The following is a 17,049-nucleotide window of genomic DNA, read 5'->3' as shown; positions in this document are numbered from 1 at the left end:
CGCCCGCCTCCGGGCCGGGCGGCAGCCCTTCCCCGGAAGCGGGACGCTGCTGCCCAGTTCTTACTTCTTGGTGGCCAGGAAGTCGATGACGGCCGAACGCTCTTCCTCGTCCTTCAGGAAGAAGGTCATCTTCGACTTGACCTTCTTCTCGCCCAGCTTCTCGGACAGGAACTTCTTGGGGTTCTCGACGTACCCCATGAGGTTCTCCTTGGTCCAGGTCTCGCCCTTGGCGGCCAGCTTCTCGTAGCTGTCCGAGTAGCTGTAGTCCGCCTTGCTGGCCGGCTTCGAGCCCACCACGCCCCACAGGTTGGGACCCAGCTTCTTGCCGTGGTCCTTGTCGGCGCTCAGGTTGTGGCAGGAAGAGCACTTCTTGAACACGGTCTCGCCGTCGGCGGCATGGGCCGGATCAGCGGCGGTCACACCGGCCACCAGGGCAAGCGCACCAGCCAGGGTCAGAACTCGTTTCATCGCATCCCACTCCTTATTGAAGTCATTGTTCTCATGGTCCCGGTAGCTCCGCGCCGCGGCCCGTCGGGCGGACCGGGATCGGCCACGGAGAGGTCCCTCCGGGACCCGACCTGAGGCAGACTAGGGGAAGATTATGGCGACTTTAAGTCACCTTCCGCCCCAGGCTGCCTCACTTCCCGCGCCCTCGGGCCGCTCCCACGGCCCGCGGCGCCCGCTCCGGCAGCAAACCCTGCGGCCGGGCGATCAGAATAACCTGTAACAGCACGCCGATCATCAAAACCCTGACCGAGCTGGCCTGGGTGGCGAACTCGGGCGGCAGGCGGCCGGTGACCAGCTCGGTGCCGGACCAGACCAGCCAGATGATCAGCGCCCCCACGATGGCCCCGGTGTTGTTGCCGGCCCCGCCGGCGATCAGCATCACCCAGACCAGGAAGGTGGCGTGCAGGGGCATGAACGCTTCCGGACTGATGAAGCCGACCACGTGGGCATAAAGGGCGCCGCCCAGGCCCATGATGGCGGCGCCGACCACGAAGGCCTGGACGCGGAAGCGCACCACGTCCTTGCCGGCCGCCGTCACCCCCTGCTCGTTCTCGCGGATGGCCCGCAAGACCCGCCCCCAGGGCGAGACCCGGGCCCGCTCGCACAGCCACCAGACGACGGCCAGCACCACCAGCACCACGGCCAGGGTGACATGGGCGTTGGTGCCCAGCCAGCCGGCCAGCGGCCGCTCGATGCCCGGAATGCCGCGCACGCCGTTGCTCAGCCAGTCCTCGTTCTTGAACACCAGACGGATGATCTCGGCGATGCCGATGGTGGCGATGGCCAGATAGTCGGAGCGCAATCTTATGGTGACCAGGCCGATCGGCAGGGCGATCAGGGCGCTCATCAGCACCGCCCCGGCCAGCCCGATGACGAAGGGCAGCCCGAAGCCGCCCAGGTGATGCACGCTCTCGCTGGTCGTCAGGATGGCCGCCGTGTAGGCGCCGACGGCATAGAAGCCGGCGATGCCGATGTTGATCTGCCCGGTCAGGCCGAACTGCACGTTCAGCCCCAGGCTGAGCACGGCGTAGATGCCGACCGTGGTCAGCATGGCCACCAGATAGCTCTCCAGGCCCAGGAAATCCATGATGTGACCGCTCCCCTGTCCGACCCTAGAGAACCTTGCCGGCGAAAATGCCCTGCGGGCGCACCACCAGCACCAGAACCATGATGGCGAAGGCCACCGCCGGCTTGTAGGCGGGGTCGATGACCATGGTCGACATCTCCATGGCGACCCCGATCACCAGCCCGCCGGCGATCGCCCCATAGGGCTTGCCGATGCCGCCCAGGATGGCGGCGGCGAACACCGGCAGCAGCACCGACCAGCCCATCTGCGGATGCAGCCGCGTATCCATGCCCAGGAACACCCCGGCCGCCGCGCCCAGGGCCCCGGCCAGGGCCCAGGTGACCATCACCACGCGCTCGGCCGGCACCCCGGAGACCAGGGCCAGGTCCATGTTGTCGGACATGGCGCGCATCGCCTTGCCCATGCGGGTGCGGGTCAGGAACAGGTGCAACCCGACCACCAGCGCCACCGCGGCGGCGACGATCAGCAGGTGGTCCGGCTTGAGGACCAGCCCGCCGACCCGATAGGGGATCTGGATGCCGCTGGCGAAGGTCTGGTTGTGCGGCCCCCACACCAGCTGGATCAGCGAGCGGATCACCAGTGCCATGCCGAACGAGGAAATCAACAGGATCACCGGGCTGGCCCCGCGCAGGCGGCGGTACACCGTCTGGTCGATAAGGATGGCCAGGCCGGCCGCCGCCAGCATGGCGACGGGCAGCGCCGCCAGGGCCGGCAGGCCACTGGCCACCACCACGCTGAGGGCGATGTAGGCCCCGAAGGCCGCCACGTCGCCCTGGGCGAAATGGGCAAAGCGCAGGATGCCATAGATCAGCGACACCCCGATCGCCCCCAGGGTGAGGATCGAGCCGAGGACGATGCCATAGACGAAAAGCTGGACCACATCCATGGCGCGGCTAACCTCCCAGGAACATTTCGGCGACTTCCGGGTTGTCCAGCAGGTTGGCCCCGGTGTCGGTGTAACGGTTGCGGCCGGTCGCCAGCACATAGCCCATGTCGGCGATGGCCAGGGCCTGGCGGGCGTTCTGCTCGACCATCAGGATGCCGATGCCCAAGCTGTTGATCTCCTTGATGCGTTCGAAGGTCTGGTCGATGAACAGCGGCGACAGCCCGGCGGTCGGCTCGTCGAGCAGCAAGAGGCGGGGCTCCAGCATCAGGGCGCGGGCCATGGCCAGCATCTGGCGTTCCCCGCCGGACATCGAGCCGGCCAACTGGTCGCGCCGCTCGGCCAGACGCGGGAACAGGTCGTACATGCGCCGCATCTGCGGCCGGAAGTCGTCGCGCCTCAGGAAGGCGCCCATCTCCAGGTTCTCGGCCACCGTCATCGAGGGGAAGACGTTGCGCTCCTGGGGCACGTAGCCGACCCCCTTCTGCACCACCAGATCGGGGCGCAGGTTGGTGATCTCCTCGCCGTCCAGCCGGATGTGGCCCTGGCGGATGCGGACCAGCCCGAAGACCGATTTCATCAGGGTGGACTTGCCGGCCCCGTTGGGCCCGATGATGACGACGATCTGGTCGGCCGTCATCGACAGTTCGACGTCGCTCAGGATGTCGGACCCGCCATAGCCGCCGGTGACCTTGTCGATCTCGACCAGCGGCGTGGCGGCGGGCCCGGTTGCGGAGGAGGTGGCGGAGGAGGCGGCGGACGCGATGCTCATGCCCCGGCCTCCCGTGGGGTCAGGGTGGCCGCCTGGGCCGCCGCCTGCTGGCGGGCGACGTCGTGGTGGTGGCCCATGCGGCCGCTCATGCCGCCGCCCAGATAGGCCTCCTGGACCTCGCGGTTGGCCCGGATATCGTGCATCGGCCCCTCGGCGATCACCGTGCCCTGGGCCATCACCACCACCGGGTCGCACAGCTTGGAAACCAGGTCCATGTCATGCTCGATGATGCAGAAGGTGTAGCCGCGCTCCTCGTTCAGGCGCTGGATGGCCTCGGCCAGCTTGCCGAGCAGGGTGCGGTTGACCCCGGCCCCGGGCTCATCGAGCAGCACCACCTTGGGGTCGGTCATCATGGTGCGGCCCAGCTCCAGAAGCTTCTTCTGGCCGCCCGACAGGTTGCCGGCCAGCTCGTCGGCCAGATGATCGATGGACAGGAAGTCGAGCACCTCCTCCACCTTGTGGCGCACCCGGATTTCCTCGGCCCGCACCTTCGACCAGCGCAGCCACGACTTGATCAGGTTCTCGCCGACCTGGGCGGGGGGCACCACCATCAGGTTCTCGCGCACCGTCATGCGGCTGAATTCGTGCGGAATCTGGAAGGTGCGGACCAGCCCCTTGTGGAACAGCACATGGCCCGGCAGGCCGGTGACGTCCTCGCCATCCAGCACCACCTTGCCATCGTCCGGTTTCAGGAACCCGGCGACCATGTTGAACAGTGTCGTCTTGCCGGCGCCATTGGGGCCGATCAGGCCGGTCACCCGCCCCTTGCCGACCGAAAAGGAGCAGGCGTCCACCGCCTGCAGGCCGCCGAACGCCTTGGACAAGCCGTCGATCTGGATCACCCCGCCCGGGCCTCCTTGCCTGTTCCCGTCATGGATACACCGCTGTTTCGGACCAGGGGCGCGCACCGTCGCCGGAGCGGCGGCGCGGCGCCCGGAAAGGGGCTCGTTTATCCGATGCGGCCCGCCCCCGCAAGCCCGCCATGCACGGCCGACAGCCGAAAGCCCCCGGGCGCCCCTTGGCGATGCCAGGGACAGGCGCTATCTAGGGGACCCTTCCGCCCCCTTCCCGATGGCTCCCCGACCATGACCGACGACGGCAAACGGCTCAGCGTGCGCGGCGCGCGCGAGCACAACCTGAAAGACGTCAGCCTCGACCTGCCGCGCGACCGCCTGGTGGTGATCACCGGGCTGTCGGGCTCCGGCAAGTCGTCGCTCGCCTTCGACACCATCTATGCCGAGGGCCAGCGGCGCTACGTGGAAAGCCTGTCGGCCTACGCCCGCCAGTTCCTGGAGCTGATGCAGAAGCCCGACGTGGATTCCATCGAGGGCCTGTCGCCGGCCATCTCCATCGAGCAGAAAACGACCAGCCGCAACCCGCGATCGACGGTCGGCACGGTGACCGAAATCCACGACTACATGCGCCTTTTGTGGGCCCGCACCGGGGTGCCGCACAGCCCGGCCACCGGCCTGCCCATCGAAAGCCAGACGGTCAGCCAGATGGTCGACGCCATCGCCGCCCTGCCCGAAGGCAGCCGCCTGCTGCTCCTAGCCCCGGTGGTGCGGGGCCGCAAGGGGGAGCACAAGAAAGAGCTGCGGGCCCTGCAAAAGCGCGGCTTCCAGCGGGTGCGGGTGGACGGCGAGATACACCTGATCGACGAGGTTCCCGACCTCGACCGCAAGCGCAAGCATGACCTCGAGGTGGTGGTCGACCGCCTGAAGCTGCCCGTCACCGAAACCGCCCGGTTGGCCGACTCGGTGGAGACCGCGCTTGAGTTGTCCGATGGCCTGCTTCTGGTGGAAAGCCCGGACGGCGAGATCAAGCAGACGTTTTCCTCGCGCTTCGCCTGCCCGGTCTCCGGCTTCACCATCGAGGAAATCGAGCCCCGGCTGTTCAGCTTCAACAACCCGGCCGGCGCCTGCCCGGCCTGCGACGGCCTGGGCGTGCGCCTCTACTTCGACCCCCTGCTGGTCGTCCCCGACGAGTCGAAGACCCTGGCCCAGGGCGCCATCGCCCCGTGGTCCAACGCCACCCCGCCCTCGCCCTATTTCCGGCAGGCCCTGGCCGGGGTGGCGGCCCACTTCGGCTGCGACCTCGACACCCCGTGGGCCGAGTTGCCGGAAACCGTGCGCGACACCCTCCTCAACGGCTCGGGCGACGCCCCGGTGCGCATCTCCTACGACGACGGGGTGCGCCAGTACACCACCAGCAAGCCGTTCGAAGGGGTCATCCCCTCCATTCGGCGGCGCTGGCGGGAGACCGAAAGCAGCTACATCCGCGAGGAGTTGGGCCGCTACCAGTCCTCCGCCCCCTGCACCGCCTGCAACGGCCACCGCCTGAAGCCGGAAGCCCTGGCGGTGAAGGTGGCCGGCCGGCACATCGGCGAGATCAACGATCTGGCCATCGGCCCGGCGCTGGCCTGGTTCGCCAGCCTGGAAGAGAACCTGCCCGAGCAGTCGCGCCAGATCGCCCGGCGCATCCTGCGCGAAATCACCGACCGCCTGGGCTTCCTGATGGACGTCGGGCTGGACTACCTGACCCTGTCGCGCACCTCGGGCACCCTGTCGGGCGGCGAAAGCCAGCGCATCCGGCTGGCCAGCCAGATCGGCAGCGGCCTGACCGGCGTGCTCTACGTGCTCGACGAACCCTCCATCGGCCTGCACCAGCGCGACAACGACCGCCTGCTGGCCACCCTCAAGCGGCTGCGCGACCTGGGCAACACCGTCATCGTGGTCGAACACGACGAGGACGCCATCCGCTGCGCCGACCATCTGGTGGACATGGGCCCCGGCGCCGGCCTGCACGGCGGCCGGGTGGTCGCCCAAGGCACCCCGGAAGCGGTGATCGCCAACCCCGACAGCCTGACCGGCCAGTACCTGAGCGGCACCAGAGCCATCGCCGTGCCGGCCCGGCGCCGCCCCGGCAACGGTCGCAGCCTGACCATCCACGGCGCCCGCTGCCACAACCTGAAGAACGTCACCGCCGAGTTCCCGCTCGGCACCTTCACCTGCGTCACCGGGGTCTCCGGCGGCGGAAAGTCGTCGCTGGTCATCGAAACCCTCTACAAGGGCCTGGCCCGCCGCCTGAACGGCGCCCGCGCCCACCCCGGCGACCACGACAGCCTGGACGGCCTGCACCACATCGACAAGGTGGTCGACATCGACCAGTCCCCGATCGGCCGCACCCCGCGCTCCAACCCGGCCACCTACACCGGCTGCTTCACCCCGATCCGCGAGTGGTTCGCCGCCCTGCCCGAGGCCAAGGCCCGGGGCTACAAGCCGGGCCGCTTCAGCTTCAACGTGAAAGGCGGACGCTGCGAGGCCTGCCAGGGCGACGGGCTGATCAAGATCGAAATGCACTTCCTGCCCGACGTCTACGTCACCTGCGAGGCCTGTCAGGGCAAGCGCTACAACCGCGAAACCCTGGACATCACCTTCCGCGGCAAGTCCATCGCCGATGTCCTGGAAATGACCGTCGAGGAAGCCCTGGAGTTCTTCAAGGCGGTCCCCGCCATCCGCGACAAGCTGGCCCTGCTCGACCGGGTCGGGCTGTCCTACATCCACCTCGGCCAGCAGGCGACCACCCTCTCCGGCGGCGAGGCACAGCGCGTGAAACTGTCCAAGGAACTGGCCCGGCGGGCCACCGGACGCACCCTCTACATCCTCGACGAACCAACCACCGGCCTGCACTTCGAAGACGTCCGCCGCCTGCTGGAAGTGCTCCACGCCCTGGTCGACCAGGGCAACACCGTGGTCGTCATCGAACACAACCTGGAAGTCATCAAGACCGCCGACCACCTGATCGACCTGGGCCCCGAAGGCGGCGACGGCGGCGGCCGAATCGTCGCCCACGGCACCCCGGAAGACGTCGCCAAAAACCCCGACAGCCACACCGGCCGCTACCTGACCGGCCACCTGGCCACCAGCCCCCGGATGCCGTGACACCCGATCAGGGGCGGTGCCCCTCTGCTTGACCAAATCGGGGGCGTTGCCCCCAAACCCCCACCGGGGGATCGAAGGCGATCCCCCGGCCCCCCTCCTTTCCTTGGAGCGGAACGCAGGGGGAGCGCCAAATACAGATGGTGTTTGGGTGCAGGCCAGCTTCGCTGGCCTGCGGAACCAACAAACCGACTCCCCACACGTCATGTATTCCGTGGTCCGGTTTTTGGTTGCAGGCCGGCAAAGCCGGCCTGCCTGAAAACCCCGCCCAACATCACGCTCGGCCGACGACCGGACCTCGAGAAAGTCATGGCGGGGGTCCGGGGGACCCCCAGGGTCCCCCGGCGGGGTTCAAAGGGGCAGCGCCCCTTTGAGTCTTGCTTAATGCGCGCACCGTCGTCGCTCGGCTTTCAGCCTCACTCGGGGTGCGCGCGGGGGCAGAGCCCCTTTGGTCTTGCCAAATGCGCGCACCGTCGTCGCTCGGCTTTCAGCCGCGCTCGGGGTGCCCCTTTGTCGTGCGTCCTCAGGCGGTCAGTTTCAGGGCTGTTTGGGCCACTCGGTGGCCCAGGTAGTGGGCGCCGGCCAGTTCGTTGTCGCTGGGCAGGCGGCTGCCGTCGCCGTTGGTGATGGTGGTGGCGCCGTAGGGGCTGCCGCCGGTCACCTCGTCGTTGGTCATCTGGCCGGCGAAGCCGTAGTCCAGGCCGACCACGGTCATGCCGAAGTGCAGAAGGTTGGTGATGATCGAGAACAGGGTGGTTTCCTGCCCGCCGTGCTGGGTGGCGCTGGCGGTGAAGGCGGCGCCCACCTTGCCGTGCAGGGCGCCGCGCGCCCACAGCCCGCCGGCCTGATCGAGGAAGGCGGCCATCTGCGAGCTGACCCGCCCGAACCGGGTGCCGGTGCCGACGACGATGGCGTCGTAGTGTTCCAGGTCGTCGATGGTGGCGATGGGGGCCGCCTGATCGAGCTTGAAGCCGGCGTTGCGGGCCACTTCCTCGGGTGCCGTTTCGGGGACCCGCTTGATGTCCACCTCGGCCCCGGCGGCGCGGGCGCCATCGGCCACGGCGCCGGCCATCTGCTCGATGTGACCGTAGGTGGAGTAGTAGAGAACGAGAACCTTGGCCATGAGGAGTCTCCTGTGGCGATGGATGGAACGGGTTATTGAGTGTCCAAGTTATTGGGCGTCCGAGTTATTGGGCATCCACGAGGACGATTTCGGTGTCCGCCAGGGCGCGCACGGTAAGCGTGGTCTCGTCGGTCGCGGCAACCCCGTCGCGCGGCTCGGCGCGCACACCGTTCACCTCGATGGGGGCATCGACCGAGACCAGGTAGAGGTGGCGCTCCCGCCCGACCTCGAGGGTGGCTTCCTGGCCGGCGGCCAGGGTCGCCCCCAGCACGCGGGCCGGGGTGCCGATGGGCAGGGCGTCGGCGTCGTCGTCCAGGCCCGAAGCCAGGGTGACGAAGCGCCCGGCCCGGGCGTCGCGGGGAAACGGCCGCGTCCCCCACGAGGGTTTGGCGCCGCGTTGGGCGGTGTGGATCCAGATCTGGAACAGCTCGGTCGGTTCGTCCTCCTGGTTGAACTCGGCGTGGACGATCCCCGAGCCGGCCGACATCACCTGCACGTCGCCGGCCGCCGTGCGGCCTTCGTTGCCCAGGTTGTCCTGATGGCTGATCGCCCCTTTGCGGACATAGGTGATGATCTCCATGTCGCGGTGCGGGTGGGCCGGAAAGCCGGTGCCGGGAGCGATGGTGTCGTCGTTCCACACCCGAAGGGCGCCCCAGTTGACGCGCTCCGGGTCGTGGTAGTCGCCGAAGCTGAAGTGGTGGTGCGTGTCGAGCCAGCCATGGTCGAAGGCACCGAAGGTGTCGAACGGGCGTCTTTCAATCATCTGTCTGGCCTCCTTGTCAGACGGTGCGGGGTCAGGCGGCGCGCGGCCGCTCCTGGAGCACAGATGGGGCTTGCTGGCTTTACGGGAAAGTGAGATAATTCTGTCTGATTTATTCTATCAGATAGAAAAATGAGCCAGCCCGCCCCGCCCACCCTCGACCAGGTGCGCATCTTCCTGGCGGTCGCCGACAGCGGCAGCTTCGCCGCCGCCGGGCGCCGCCTGAACCGCGCCGTGTCGGTGATCAGCTACGGCATCGGCAACCTGGAAGCCCAACTCGGCGTGCGCCTGTTCCGGCGCCAGGGCACCCGCAAGCCGGTGCTGACCGACGCCGGCCGCGCCGTGCTGGCCGAGGCGCGCACCATCGACGCCGCCCTGGCCGGCCTGCAGGCCAAGGTGGCCAGCCTGCGCGCCGGGCAGGAGGCCGAGGTCGATCTGGTGGTCGACGTGATGGTGCCCTACCCGCGTCTGGCCGCCGTGCTCGGCGATTTCGCCGAGGCCTTTCCCCACGTCACCCTGCGTCTGCACATGGAAACCCTGGGCGCCGTCTCGCAGATGGTGCGCGACGGCGAGGCGGTCGTCGGCCTCTCCGGGCCGCTGGAGTCGGTGGTTCCCGGGGTCGAGCGTCAGGCCGCCGGCGCCGTGCCCCTGGTCACCGTGGCCGCCCCCAACCACCCCCTGGCCCGCCTCGGCACCATCCCGCCCGGCGAGGCCAGCCGGCACGTCCAGTTGGTGATCAGTGACCGCTCGCAGGCCACCGAGGGGCGCGACTTCAGCGTCACCGGGCTACGCACCTGGCGGCTGGCTGACCTGGGCGCCAAGCACGCCCTGCTGCGCCAGGGCATCGGCTGGGGCAACATGCCCCTGCACCTGGTCGAGGCCGACCTGATGACCGGCACCCTGAGCCGCCTCGACCTGCCCGACCACCAGGTGGACCTGTACCACTTCTTCGGCGTCTGGCGCGCCGACACCCCACCCGGACCAGCCGCCCAGTGGCTGCTCGACCGCTTCACCGAGCTGGGCCGCGACGACTGCGCCACCGCAGGGCGCGGGTGAGAGGGGAACCCCCCAAACCGAACCAGACTGGGGGACACTGGGTGTCCCCCAGACCCCCGCCATTTCGTTGACGGAATACGCCACGGCGGAGGAAAACACGGACGGTTTTTGGTTGCAGGCCAGCAAAGCTGGCCTGCTGAAACAACCATTGGCCCCCACAACGCCATCCTCTGGCGAAGCCCCGATGACAATGAGCTGATGGTGGGGTCCGGGGAGGCCTTCCGGCCTCCCCGGCGGGGCATGGGGCAGCGCCCCATAAAGCCGCCGAAGGCGGCTGCACCCCTACCCCCGCTCGGCGGCGCGTTTGGAGAAGGTGCAGCCGCAGTAATCCTGGCGATAGAAGTCCTCGCGTCGGGAGACGCTCAGCATGTGGTCCATGCCGCCGTTCTTGCGCCAGTTGTGGTCCCAGTAGGTGAGGTCCGGGTGGCGAGCGGCGGCGCGGGTGAGGCATGACCGAACCAGACTGGGGGACACTGGGTGTCCCCCAGACCCCCGCCATTTCGTTGGCGGAATACGCCACGGCGGAGGAAAACACGGATGGTTTTTGGTTGCAGGCCAGCAAAGCTGGCCTGCTGAAACAACCATTGGCACCCACAACGCCATCCTCTGGCGAAGCCCCGATGACAATGAGCTGATGGTGGGGTCCGGGGAGGCCTTCCGGCCTCCCCGGCGGGGTATGGGGCAGCGCCCCATAAAGCCACCGCAAGGCGGCTGCACCCCTACCCCCGCTCGGCGGCGCGTTTGGAGAAGGTGCAGCCGCAGTAGTCCTGGCGGTAGAAGTCCTCGCGCCGGGAGACGGTCAGCATGTGGTCCATGCCGCCGTTCTTGCGCCAGTTGTGGTCCCAGTAGGTGAGGTCCGGGTGGCGGGCGGCGGCGCGGGTGGCGCTGGCGTTGACCTGGGCCATGTCCTTGTGGCGCGAGATGCCGAGCGAGCTGGTGAACACCCGGTAGCCGTGCTGGTGGGCGTAATCGGCGGTGTAGGCGAGGCGCATGTCGAAGCAGACGGTGCAGCGGGCGCCGCGTTCGGGTTCCGCTTCCAGGCCGCGCACGCGGTCCATCCAGGCCTTGGGGTCGTAGTCGGCATCGACGAAGGGAAGGCCCAGCTTTTCGGCGAAGCGGGCGTTCTCGTCCTTGCGTTTCAGGTATTCGGGGGCCGGGTGGATGTTGGGGTTGTAGAACAGCACCAGCGGCTCCAGGCCGGCGGCGGCCATGCTTTCCATGATCCCGCCGACGCAGGGGGCGCAGCAGGAATGCAGGACCAGCCGCCGTTCGCCACCGGGCGGGGTGGGCAGCAGGTCGGGGACGCCCGTCTGGCCGCTCATGGGAACCTCGCGGGCCGCCTTCAGCCCGGCTGTTGCGACATCGGGCGAGCCACCTTGGCCGGCGCGGCGGTGCCGGGGGCGGCATCGAGCACCGCCGGATCGAAGGGGAAGACGTTGGACAGGAACTGGTCCACCGAGGCCTCCCACGAAAACGTCTCGGCGTGCGCCCGGCAGGCCTTGGGGTCGGCCGAGAGGGCCTTTTCCACCGCCACCTTGAGGTCCTTGTCCAGGCAGCCCACGGGGGCCGAGCCGATGACGTCCAGCGGCCCCGGCACCGGGAAGGCGGCGACCGGCACGCCGCTGGCCAGGGCTTCCAGCAGCACCAGACCGAAAGTGTCGGTCAGGCTGGGGAAGACGAAGGCGTCGGCGTAGGCGAAGTGGGCCGCCAGATCCTCGCCCTGGCGGGCACCGACGAAACGCACCCCGGGATGGCGGCGGCGCAACTCCTCCAGTTGGGGCCCGTCACCGACCACCACCTTGGAGCCCGGCACGTCCAGATCGAGGAAGGCGGAGATGTTCTTTTCCACCGCCACCCGGCCGACCGAGAGCAGGATGGGGCGCGGCAGGTCGGCCAGATGGGGCAGGTCCAGCGCCGCCTTGTCGCGCGGGCGGAACAGGTCGGTGTCCACCCCCCGGGTCCAGCGCCGGGTGTGGGTGATGCCGTGGCGGTGCAGTTCGTCCTCGACCGTCTGGGTGGCCACCATCACCGCCTTCGAGGGCCCGTGGAACCAGCGCATCAGGCGGTAGCCCAGACCCACCGGCACCCTGAAGCGGGCGTTGATGTATTCCGGGAACTTGGTGTGGAAGGCGGTGGTGAAGGGCACCTGCACGGCCTGACAGTAGCCGCGCGCGGCCAGCCCCAGCGGCCCCTCGGTGGCGATGTGGACCACACAGGGGCGGAAGCGCTCGATGGTTTCGGCCATCTTGCGGCGCGGCTTCAGGGCCAGGCGGATTTCCGGGTAGGTCGGGCAGGGAACGGTGCGGAAGGTTTCCGGGGTGATGGTGACCACCTCGTGACCCCGAGCCTCCAGGCGCGTCTTCAGGGTGTGGAGCGTGCGGACGACACCATTGATCTGAGGAAACCACGCATCCGTGACGACAACGATTCGCATCTCTGGTCCTCTCTGGCGATCCCAACCCTGGCCACGCCGGTGCCGGTCGTCAGGCCCTGGCCGGGGGTTCGCGCGGCCTTGGGGGCGCCGACCGGCGCATACTGGGGATCGTCGATGCTCTCGACCCGGGTCCAGTCGAGCACCTCCATGGTGCCGTCCCAGTGTTCGACAATGGCGGTGCAGCTTTCCACCCAGTCGCCCGAGTTGCAATAGAGGACATCCCCGATAATGCGTTTTTCGGCGTGGTGGATGTGGCCGCAGACGATGCCGTCAACCTCGCGCTTGCGGGCCTCGGCGGCCAGGGTGTTCTCATAGTCGTCGATGAACTGGACGGCGTTTTTAACCTTGTGCTTCAGATACTTGGACAAAGACCAATAGGACAGCCCCAGGCTCCGGCGCACCGAGTTCAGCCAGTTGTTGACGGTCAGCGCCAACTGATAGGCGGTGTCGCCCAGGTGGGCCAGCCATTTGGCATGTTTCACCACGCCGTCGAAGCGGTCGCCGTGCAGCACCAGATAGCGCTTGCCGTCGGCCCCCGTGTGGATCACCTCGTCCTCGATTTCGACGCTGCCGAAGTCGTTGTCCAGGTAGTCGCGCACGAACTCGTCGTGGTTGCCGGGGATGAACACCACCCGGGTCCCTTTCCGCGCCTTGCGCAGCAGCTTCTGGACCACGTCGTTGTGGGCCTGGGGCCAGTACCAGGTGCGACGCAGGCGCCAGCCGTCGATGATGTCGCCGACCAGATAGAGGTTTTCGCTTTCGGTGTCGCGCAGGAAGCCGAGCAGGAACTCGGCCTTGCAGCCCCGGGTCCCCAGGTGAATGTCGGAAATGAAGATCGAGCGGTAGCGGCGCGGGCCTTGCGGTTCATCGCGCGGCTCGTCGCCGGGTTGGTCGCCCGGCGGCGGCCCGCCCGTGACCGATCTGCCCTGGTCAAGCCGGCTCGACCCGGCGGGAACATCCGTTCGCGGCTTGGTATCGACGTTCATGGTGGCTCCCACCCGGCCGGGGTCAGGGCCGCCCCTGGCGCCGAACATGACGACCGCAGGGCGGGCCCCTGGACGCGATAACTACGCATCGGACCGCTGGCTGTACACCGGTTTTCGGTCGCTTCCGCGAAAGTTAACCGGATCGCCACCGAGATGTCATGAATCCGTCCCCGAACGTCAAGGGGGGATGTCGGCGGCCACTCCGCGCTCCCGGGCTCAAGCCAGTTTGCGCACGATGACCAGGGTGACGTCGTCCTCCTGGGCCCGGCCGCCCCGGAAGCGGGCCAGGGCGCGCACCACGGCGGCACAGATTTCCGCCGCCGGGCGGTCGGCGTGACGGCGCAGGACGCGGACGAATCGCTGCTGGCCGAACATCTCACCCTCGGGGTTCTTGGTCTCGTAGATGCCGTCGGTGCCGATGGCGATGATCTGCCCCTTCATCCAGCCGCCACGCTCCTGGGCCCGGAAGGTCCAGTCGGGGTCGATGCCAAGGGGAATGTCCTCGCCCTCCAGGCGGTGCACGTAGTCGGTTTCCGGGTCGTAGATCAGGGCCGGCAGGTGCCCGGCCGAAACCCAGCGGATGGTCGCGTCGCCGCCATCGACGATGGCATAGAACAGGGTCATGAAGCGGCCGCCCTGGGTGTCCTCGGCCAGATGGCGGTTGATCTCGCCGACCGTGCGCCCCAGCGCCTGGAGCAGAGCCGGACCGTGATCGGCCAGGCGGGCCCGCGAGCGCAGCAGGGCCCGCGCCGTGGTCATCAAGAGGGCCGCCGCCACGCCGTGGCCGGTGACGTCGCCGACCGCCACCCCGATGCGCTCCGGGGCCAGCTCGGAGAGGTCTATGAAGTCGTAGTAGTCGCCCCCCGTCTCGTCGCAATAGACGGACTGGCCGGCGATGTCGAAGCCACCGATGACCGGCGGCGCCGCCGGCAACAGGTGCTGCTGCACCTCCATGGCCAGCGACAGGGCGTCGCGCATCTTCAAACGGTCGCGCAGCTTGGGCAGCATCTGGTTGACGCTGTCGGCCAACGCCTCGATCTCGTCGCCGGTGCGCAGGATCACCTTGGCGTCCAGATGCCCCTCGGCCATGTCGCGCACCGCCCGGTTGAGGCTGGCCAGTGGCCGGGTGATGGTGCGCGCAAAGATCACCGAAAAGGCCACGGCGATGGTCAGGAACAGGGCCAGCGCCGTGCCACTGACCGCCAGATGCCGCTCAATGGCCCCGGCGGCGCGCGCCTCGGCCGCCAGCAAGGCCGGCTCCAGCGCCGCCACCGGCAGGGTCAGGGCCAGGGCGCGCGGGCTGTCGCCCAGGCGAGCCCCCAGGCGAGCAAAGGCAACCACCCGGCTCGCCGCCCCATCGCCACCGCGCCGGCCGATCACGAAGCCGGCCGGGCGGGACAACGCGGTCGCCGCCAGCAGGGCCGCCGCGCCACTCTGCACCTCGCCCGCCCCGATCGCCCCGGCGGCGACCACCTGGGCCTCCAGGGCGCCGGCCCAGGCCTCGGGCGGCTGATGACGCGACAGGTCGAGCCCGGGCAGCGGGCCGGGGGGCGGCACCTCGTCCGCCGAGGCCATCAGATCGGCGGCGTGCAACTGGGCCAGCCCCTGCAGGCGCTGCCCGGCCTCCATGACCAGCGCCTCGCGGCGGACAAGGCGCAACTCGTCGCCCAGGTCGGACAACGCCGCGCGGTCCAGCCAGGCGATCATCAGCAACGGCGGCAGGGCCACCACCAGAATGACCACCAGCAGCTTCCACTGAATGGACATCCACCTTCCCCCAGGGCACCCCCCTCCAGCATGATCCTCCCCCAGACGCCCGCTGCCAAGAGGCGACGCGCCCTTGATGCAGCCCACCCAGGGGTGGTGTGCTACACTCCCCGCGTGGGAGGGTGCGCGGATGCGGCTTTGGGTGTTTCTGTTGGCGATGGTGTTCGCGCTGCCGGTGGCGGCCGAAGAGGTCACGTGCGGGCCTCAAGGGGCGTGGCATGACCCGGCGATGGACTATCATCTGGATGATCTGCTGGCCCTGATCGAGGCGCGCCTTGATTGGGAGGAGGGCAAGCCGCGCGACGATGATCCGGGCGATCCCGAACGGGTGGCGGCGGCGGTGGCGGCGTGGCAGCGTCTGGCCGTGCCCCATGAGGGCCGCCCGGGCAATGCGGAGGCTCGGTGGTGGCTGGGTCATCTGATGATGGAAGGACAAGCTGGCTTCGAGGCAGACGCCTGGGGGGCGCTTGAGTTCCTGCTCCCCGCCGCCGAGGCTGGTCATCTGGAGGCGATGACCCAGGCCGGTCGCATCCTGGTCCGCGAGGAGAATGCCGAGCGCCTCGCCCCCAAGGTTTTCGCCCACGACCCCGACGTCCCCGCCCCCACCAAGGGACGCGCCTGCCTCAAACGCGCCGCCTGGCTGGGAAACCGCGAGGCGCAGGCCAAGTATGGGAGAGGCACACAAAACACGCAGGCTGAATCGGCCGCCAACTATGCGTCTTCACTGGATCTCGAGCCGTCCGGCCTCTCCTTCTTTTCAACCCGCGGGAGCGCAATGCGAGTTCCCAACAGTCTCAGGCGGAACGCCCTTGAGTGGTGCGCCAAATGCGGACATCTTCAGTGCCAGACGGCCCTGGTTGAGTACTATGGAGCGGAATTCGATCCCAACTACAATCCCGAGAGGGCAACATATTGGCTTGCCGTTGCCGGATACCATGGAGGCAGTGAAAAGGCTGCCGACATCGTGGGGCGCTTAAGCGCTGATTTGATTCAGGAAGGAAATGGATACATATTGGAGTCAGCACGATCATTCAAGGCGAGAAGATGCACTGAGTACGAATAAATAACAAATAGATTTTTTTGATTCACGAATGCCAACCTCCATTCTACCCCACTCAAAATCTGGTAATTATAGATTCAGTCAAACAGAAACAGGGCCGGAGCCTTCCCCACGACACCCTTCACCACGCCTTCCTTCATACCCAGGCGAGTAAGGACTTGGCCGATGCCAAGCTCCGTGATCTGCCCGATGGTGAAGTCGGTGAAGGCCTGGCGGTCCAGGTCGTTGATGCCCTGACGCAGGGCTTCGGGGATCGCCGGGTCGGGCGACAGGGCGGCCTTGAAGGCCTCGCGGTCGAAGCCGCCGTCTGGCCCGACATGCTGCTCGATCAGGCCGGCAAGATGGTTGTCCGCCTCCCGGGTCGCCTGGCCGTCATCGTCGGCGGCATAGGCACGGTTCTGGCGCATGGCTTCGGCGGTCTGCTCCAGGGACGGCCCGGCGGCGATGACGCCGCGCCAGAAGTTGGCCAAGCGCTGCCGGTTGGCCAGCTCGTCGACCGAGAAGCCCTTCAACGGATCGTCCCCCGATCCCAGCGGCGGCTGTGGGGGCTTTGCCCCCACGCCCCCACCGGGGGATCGAAGGCGATCCCCCGGACCCCCTCCAGTCGTTGGAGCGGAACGCCGGCAGCGGCTTGAATTCGGATGAGGTTGGGTGCGGGCCAGCTTTGCTGGCCCGC

The 17,049-nt window shown here is 68.3% G+C and carries 16 protein-coding genes; 3 read left to right on the top strand and 13 right to left on the bottom strand.

Annotated elements, in window-relative coordinates; genetic code table 11:
- Window positions 1–60 precede the first annotated feature (60 nt).
- The 5 genes from BLR95_RS02315 to BLR95_RS02295 all read right to left on the bottom strand — a co-directional run bounded on the left by BLR95_RS02315 (window position 61) and on the right by BLR95_RS02295 (window position 4,091).
- On the bottom strand, window positions 61–468 hold the full coding sequence (locus BLR95_RS02315) for a c-type cytochrome (RefSeq protein ID WP_092614749.1): 408 nt from the start codon (window positions 466–468) through the stop codon (window positions 61–63).
- Window positions 469–637: 169 nt separating this feature from the next.
- Window positions 638–1,594, bottom strand: a complete 957-nt coding sequence (locus BLR95_RS02310) for a branched-chain amino acid ABC transporter permease (RefSeq protein ID WP_092614746.1) — start codon at window positions 1,592–1,594, stop codon at window positions 638–640.
- A gap of 25 nt (window positions 1,595–1,619) precedes the next feature.
- The gene (locus BLR95_RS02305) at window positions 1,620–2,480 is read right to left on the bottom strand and encodes a branched-chain amino acid ABC transporter permease (protein ID WP_092614743.1); all 861 of its coding nucleotides are present in this window, start codon (window positions 2,478–2,480) and stop codon (window positions 1,620–1,622) included.
- A 7-nt stretch (window positions 2,481–2,487) separates the two neighbouring features.
- On the bottom strand, window positions 2,488–3,249 hold the full coding sequence (locus BLR95_RS02300; RefSeq protein ID WP_092614740.1) for an ABC transporter ATP-binding protein: 762 nt from the start codon (window positions 3,247–3,249) through the stop codon (window positions 2,488–2,490).
- Entirely contained in the window at window positions 3,246–4,091 is an 846-nt protein-coding gene (locus tag BLR95_RS02295) for an ABC transporter ATP-binding protein (RefSeq protein WP_092614737.1), read from the bottom strand. The genes BLR95_RS02300 and BLR95_RS02295 overlap by 4 nt, the downstream gene beginning before the upstream one ends.
- A gap of 243 nt (window positions 4,092–4,334) precedes the next feature.
- On the opposite strand from BLR95_RS02295, the gene uvrA reads away from it, so the two are divergent.
- Entirely contained in the window at window positions 4,335–7,190 is a 2,856-nt protein-coding gene (gene uvrA / locus BLR95_RS02290; protein ID WP_092614734.1) for an excinuclease ABC subunit UvrA, read from the top strand.
- Window positions 7,191–7,710: 520 nt separating this feature from the next.
- Here uvrA and wrbA read toward each other — a convergent pair.
- Together wrbA and BLR95_RS02280 are read right to left on the bottom strand one after the other, a co-directional pair.
- Window positions 7,711–8,310 carry an NAD(P)H:quinone oxidoreductase gene (gene wrbA / locus BLR95_RS02285; protein ID WP_092614732.1) on the bottom strand — a complete coding sequence of 200 codons (600 nt, stop codon included), beginning with the start codon at window positions 8,308–8,310 and terminating at the stop codon, window positions 7,711–7,713.
- Between the two features lie 64 nt (window positions 8,311–8,374).
- Window positions 8,375–9,073 carry a pirin family protein gene (locus BLR95_RS02280; protein ID WP_092614729.1) on the bottom strand — a complete coding sequence of 233 codons (699 nt, stop codon included), beginning with the start codon at window positions 9,071–9,073 and terminating at the stop codon, window positions 8,375–8,377.
- 129 nt (window positions 9,074–9,202) lie between these two features.
- Between BLR95_RS02280 and BLR95_RS02275 the strand changes: the two genes are divergently transcribed.
- Window positions 9,203–10,126 (top strand): LysR family transcriptional regulator, encoded by a 924-nt coding sequence (locus tag BLR95_RS02275; protein ID WP_092614725.1) that lies wholly within the window; start codon window positions 9,203–9,205, stop codon window positions 10,124–10,126.
- A gap of 282 nt (window positions 10,127–10,408) precedes the next feature.
- On the opposite strand, the gene BLR95_RS15880 is transcribed toward BLR95_RS02275, so the two are convergent.
- The 5 genes from BLR95_RS15880 to BLR95_RS02250 all read right to left on the bottom strand — a co-directional run bounded on the left by BLR95_RS15880 (window position 10,409) and on the right by BLR95_RS02250 (window position 15,313).
- Window positions 10,409–10,600, bottom strand: a complete 192-nt coding sequence (locus BLR95_RS15880; RefSeq protein WP_218119451.1) for an epoxyqueuosine reductase QueH — start codon at window positions 10,598–10,600, stop codon at window positions 10,409–10,411.
- Window positions 10,601–10,845: 245 nt separating this feature from the next.
- A complete protein-coding gene (locus BLR95_RS02265) occupies window positions 10,846–11,448 on the bottom strand; it encodes an epoxyqueuosine reductase QueH (RefSeq protein WP_092614719.1) in 603 nt (200 codons plus the stop codon).
- Window positions 11,449–11,468: 20 nt separating this feature from the next.
- A complete protein-coding gene (locus tag BLR95_RS02260; RefSeq protein ID WP_092614716.1) occupies window positions 11,469–12,560 on the bottom strand; it encodes a glycosyltransferase family 4 protein in 1,092 nt (363 codons plus the stop codon).
- Complete coding sequence (locus tag BLR95_RS02255; RefSeq protein ID WP_092614714.1) at window positions 12,488–13,546, bottom strand: UDP-2,3-diacylglucosamine diphosphatase; 1,059 nt, start codon at window positions 13,544–13,546, stop codon at window positions 12,488–12,490. Before BLR95_RS02255 ends, BLR95_RS02260 begins: the two co-directional genes overlap by 73 nt.
- Before the next feature lie 216 nt (window positions 13,547–13,762).
- Window positions 13,763–15,313, bottom strand: coding sequence for a PP2C family protein-serine/threonine phosphatase (locus BLR95_RS02250; RefSeq protein WP_092614711.1), 1,551 nt, complete (start codon window positions 15,311–15,313; stop codon window positions 13,763–13,765).
- 130 nt (window positions 15,314–15,443) lie between these two features.
- Between BLR95_RS02250 and BLR95_RS02245 the strand changes: the two genes are divergently transcribed.
- A complete protein-coding gene (locus BLR95_RS02245) occupies window positions 15,444–16,376 on the top strand; it encodes an SEL1-like repeat protein (protein WP_143130909.1) in 933 nt (310 codons plus the stop codon).
- A gap of 74 nt (window positions 16,377–16,450) precedes the next feature.
- Here the strand turns inward: BLR95_RS02245 and BLR95_RS02240 are convergent, their stop codons facing one another.
- A complete protein-coding gene (locus BLR95_RS02240) occupies window positions 16,451–16,885 on the bottom strand; it encodes a hypothetical protein (protein ID WP_092614706.1) in 435 nt (144 codons plus the stop codon).
- Window positions 16,886–17,049 lie beyond the last annotated feature (164 nt).

Origin of the sequence: Roseospirillum parvum (genome assembly GCF_900100455.1) — a bacterium.
Lineage (GTDB): Bacteria > Pseudomonadota > Alphaproteobacteria > Rhodospirillales > Rhodospirillaceae > Roseospirillum > Roseospirillum parvum.
The sequence above is the reverse complement of the archived record's forward strand: the minus strand, read 5'-3'. Positions and strand labels throughout refer to the sequence as shown.

Coding starts and splice junctions, on each gene's coding strand:
- BLR95_RS02315 (WP_092614749.1), bottom strand. CDS start 468: ATGAAACGAGTTCTGACCCTGGCTGGTGCGCTTGCCCTGGTGGCCGGT.
- BLR95_RS02275 (WP_092614725.1), top strand. CDS start 9,203: ATGAGCCAGCCCGCCCCGCCCACCCTCGACCAGGTGCGCATCTTCCTG.
- wrbA (WP_092614732.1), bottom strand. CDS start 8,310: ATGGCCAAGGTTCTCGTTCTCTACTACTCCACCTACGGTCACATCGAG.
- BLR95_RS02250 (WP_092614711.1), bottom strand. CDS start 15,313: ATGTCCATTCAGTGGAAGCTGCTGGTGGTCATTCTGGTGGTGGCCCTG.
- BLR95_RS02245 (WP_143130909.1), top strand. CDS start 15,444: ATGCGGCTTTGGGTGTTTCTGTTGGCGATGGTGTTCGCGCTGCCGGTG.
- BLR95_RS02260 (WP_092614716.1), bottom strand. CDS start 12,560: ATGCGAATCGTTGTCGTCACGGATGCGTGGTTTCCTCAGATCAATGGT.
- BLR95_RS02255 (WP_092614714.1), bottom strand. CDS start 13,546: ATGAACGTCGATACCAAGCCGCGAACGGATGTTCCCGCCGGGTCGAGC.
- BLR95_RS02310 (WP_092614746.1), bottom strand. CDS start 1,594: ATGGATTTCCTGGGCCTGGAGAGCTATCTGGTGGCCATGCTGACCACG.
- BLR95_RS02265 (WP_092614719.1), bottom strand. CDS start 11,448: ATGAGCGGCCAGACGGGCGTCCCCGACCTGCTGCCCACCCCGCCCGGT.
- BLR95_RS02305 (WP_092614743.1), bottom strand. CDS start 2,480: ATGGATGTGGTCCAGCTTTTCGTCTATGGCATCGTCCTCGGCTCGATC.
- BLR95_RS02280 (WP_092614729.1), bottom strand. CDS start 9,073: ATGATTGAAAGACGCCCGTTCGACACCTTCGGTGCCTTCGACCATGGC.
- uvrA (WP_092614734.1), top strand. CDS start 4,335: ATGACCGACGACGGCAAACGGCTCAGCGTGCGCGGCGCGCGCGAGCAC.
- BLR95_RS02300 (WP_092614740.1), bottom strand. CDS start 3,249: ATGAGCATCGCGTCCGCCGCCTCCTCCGCCACCTCCTCCGCAACCGGG.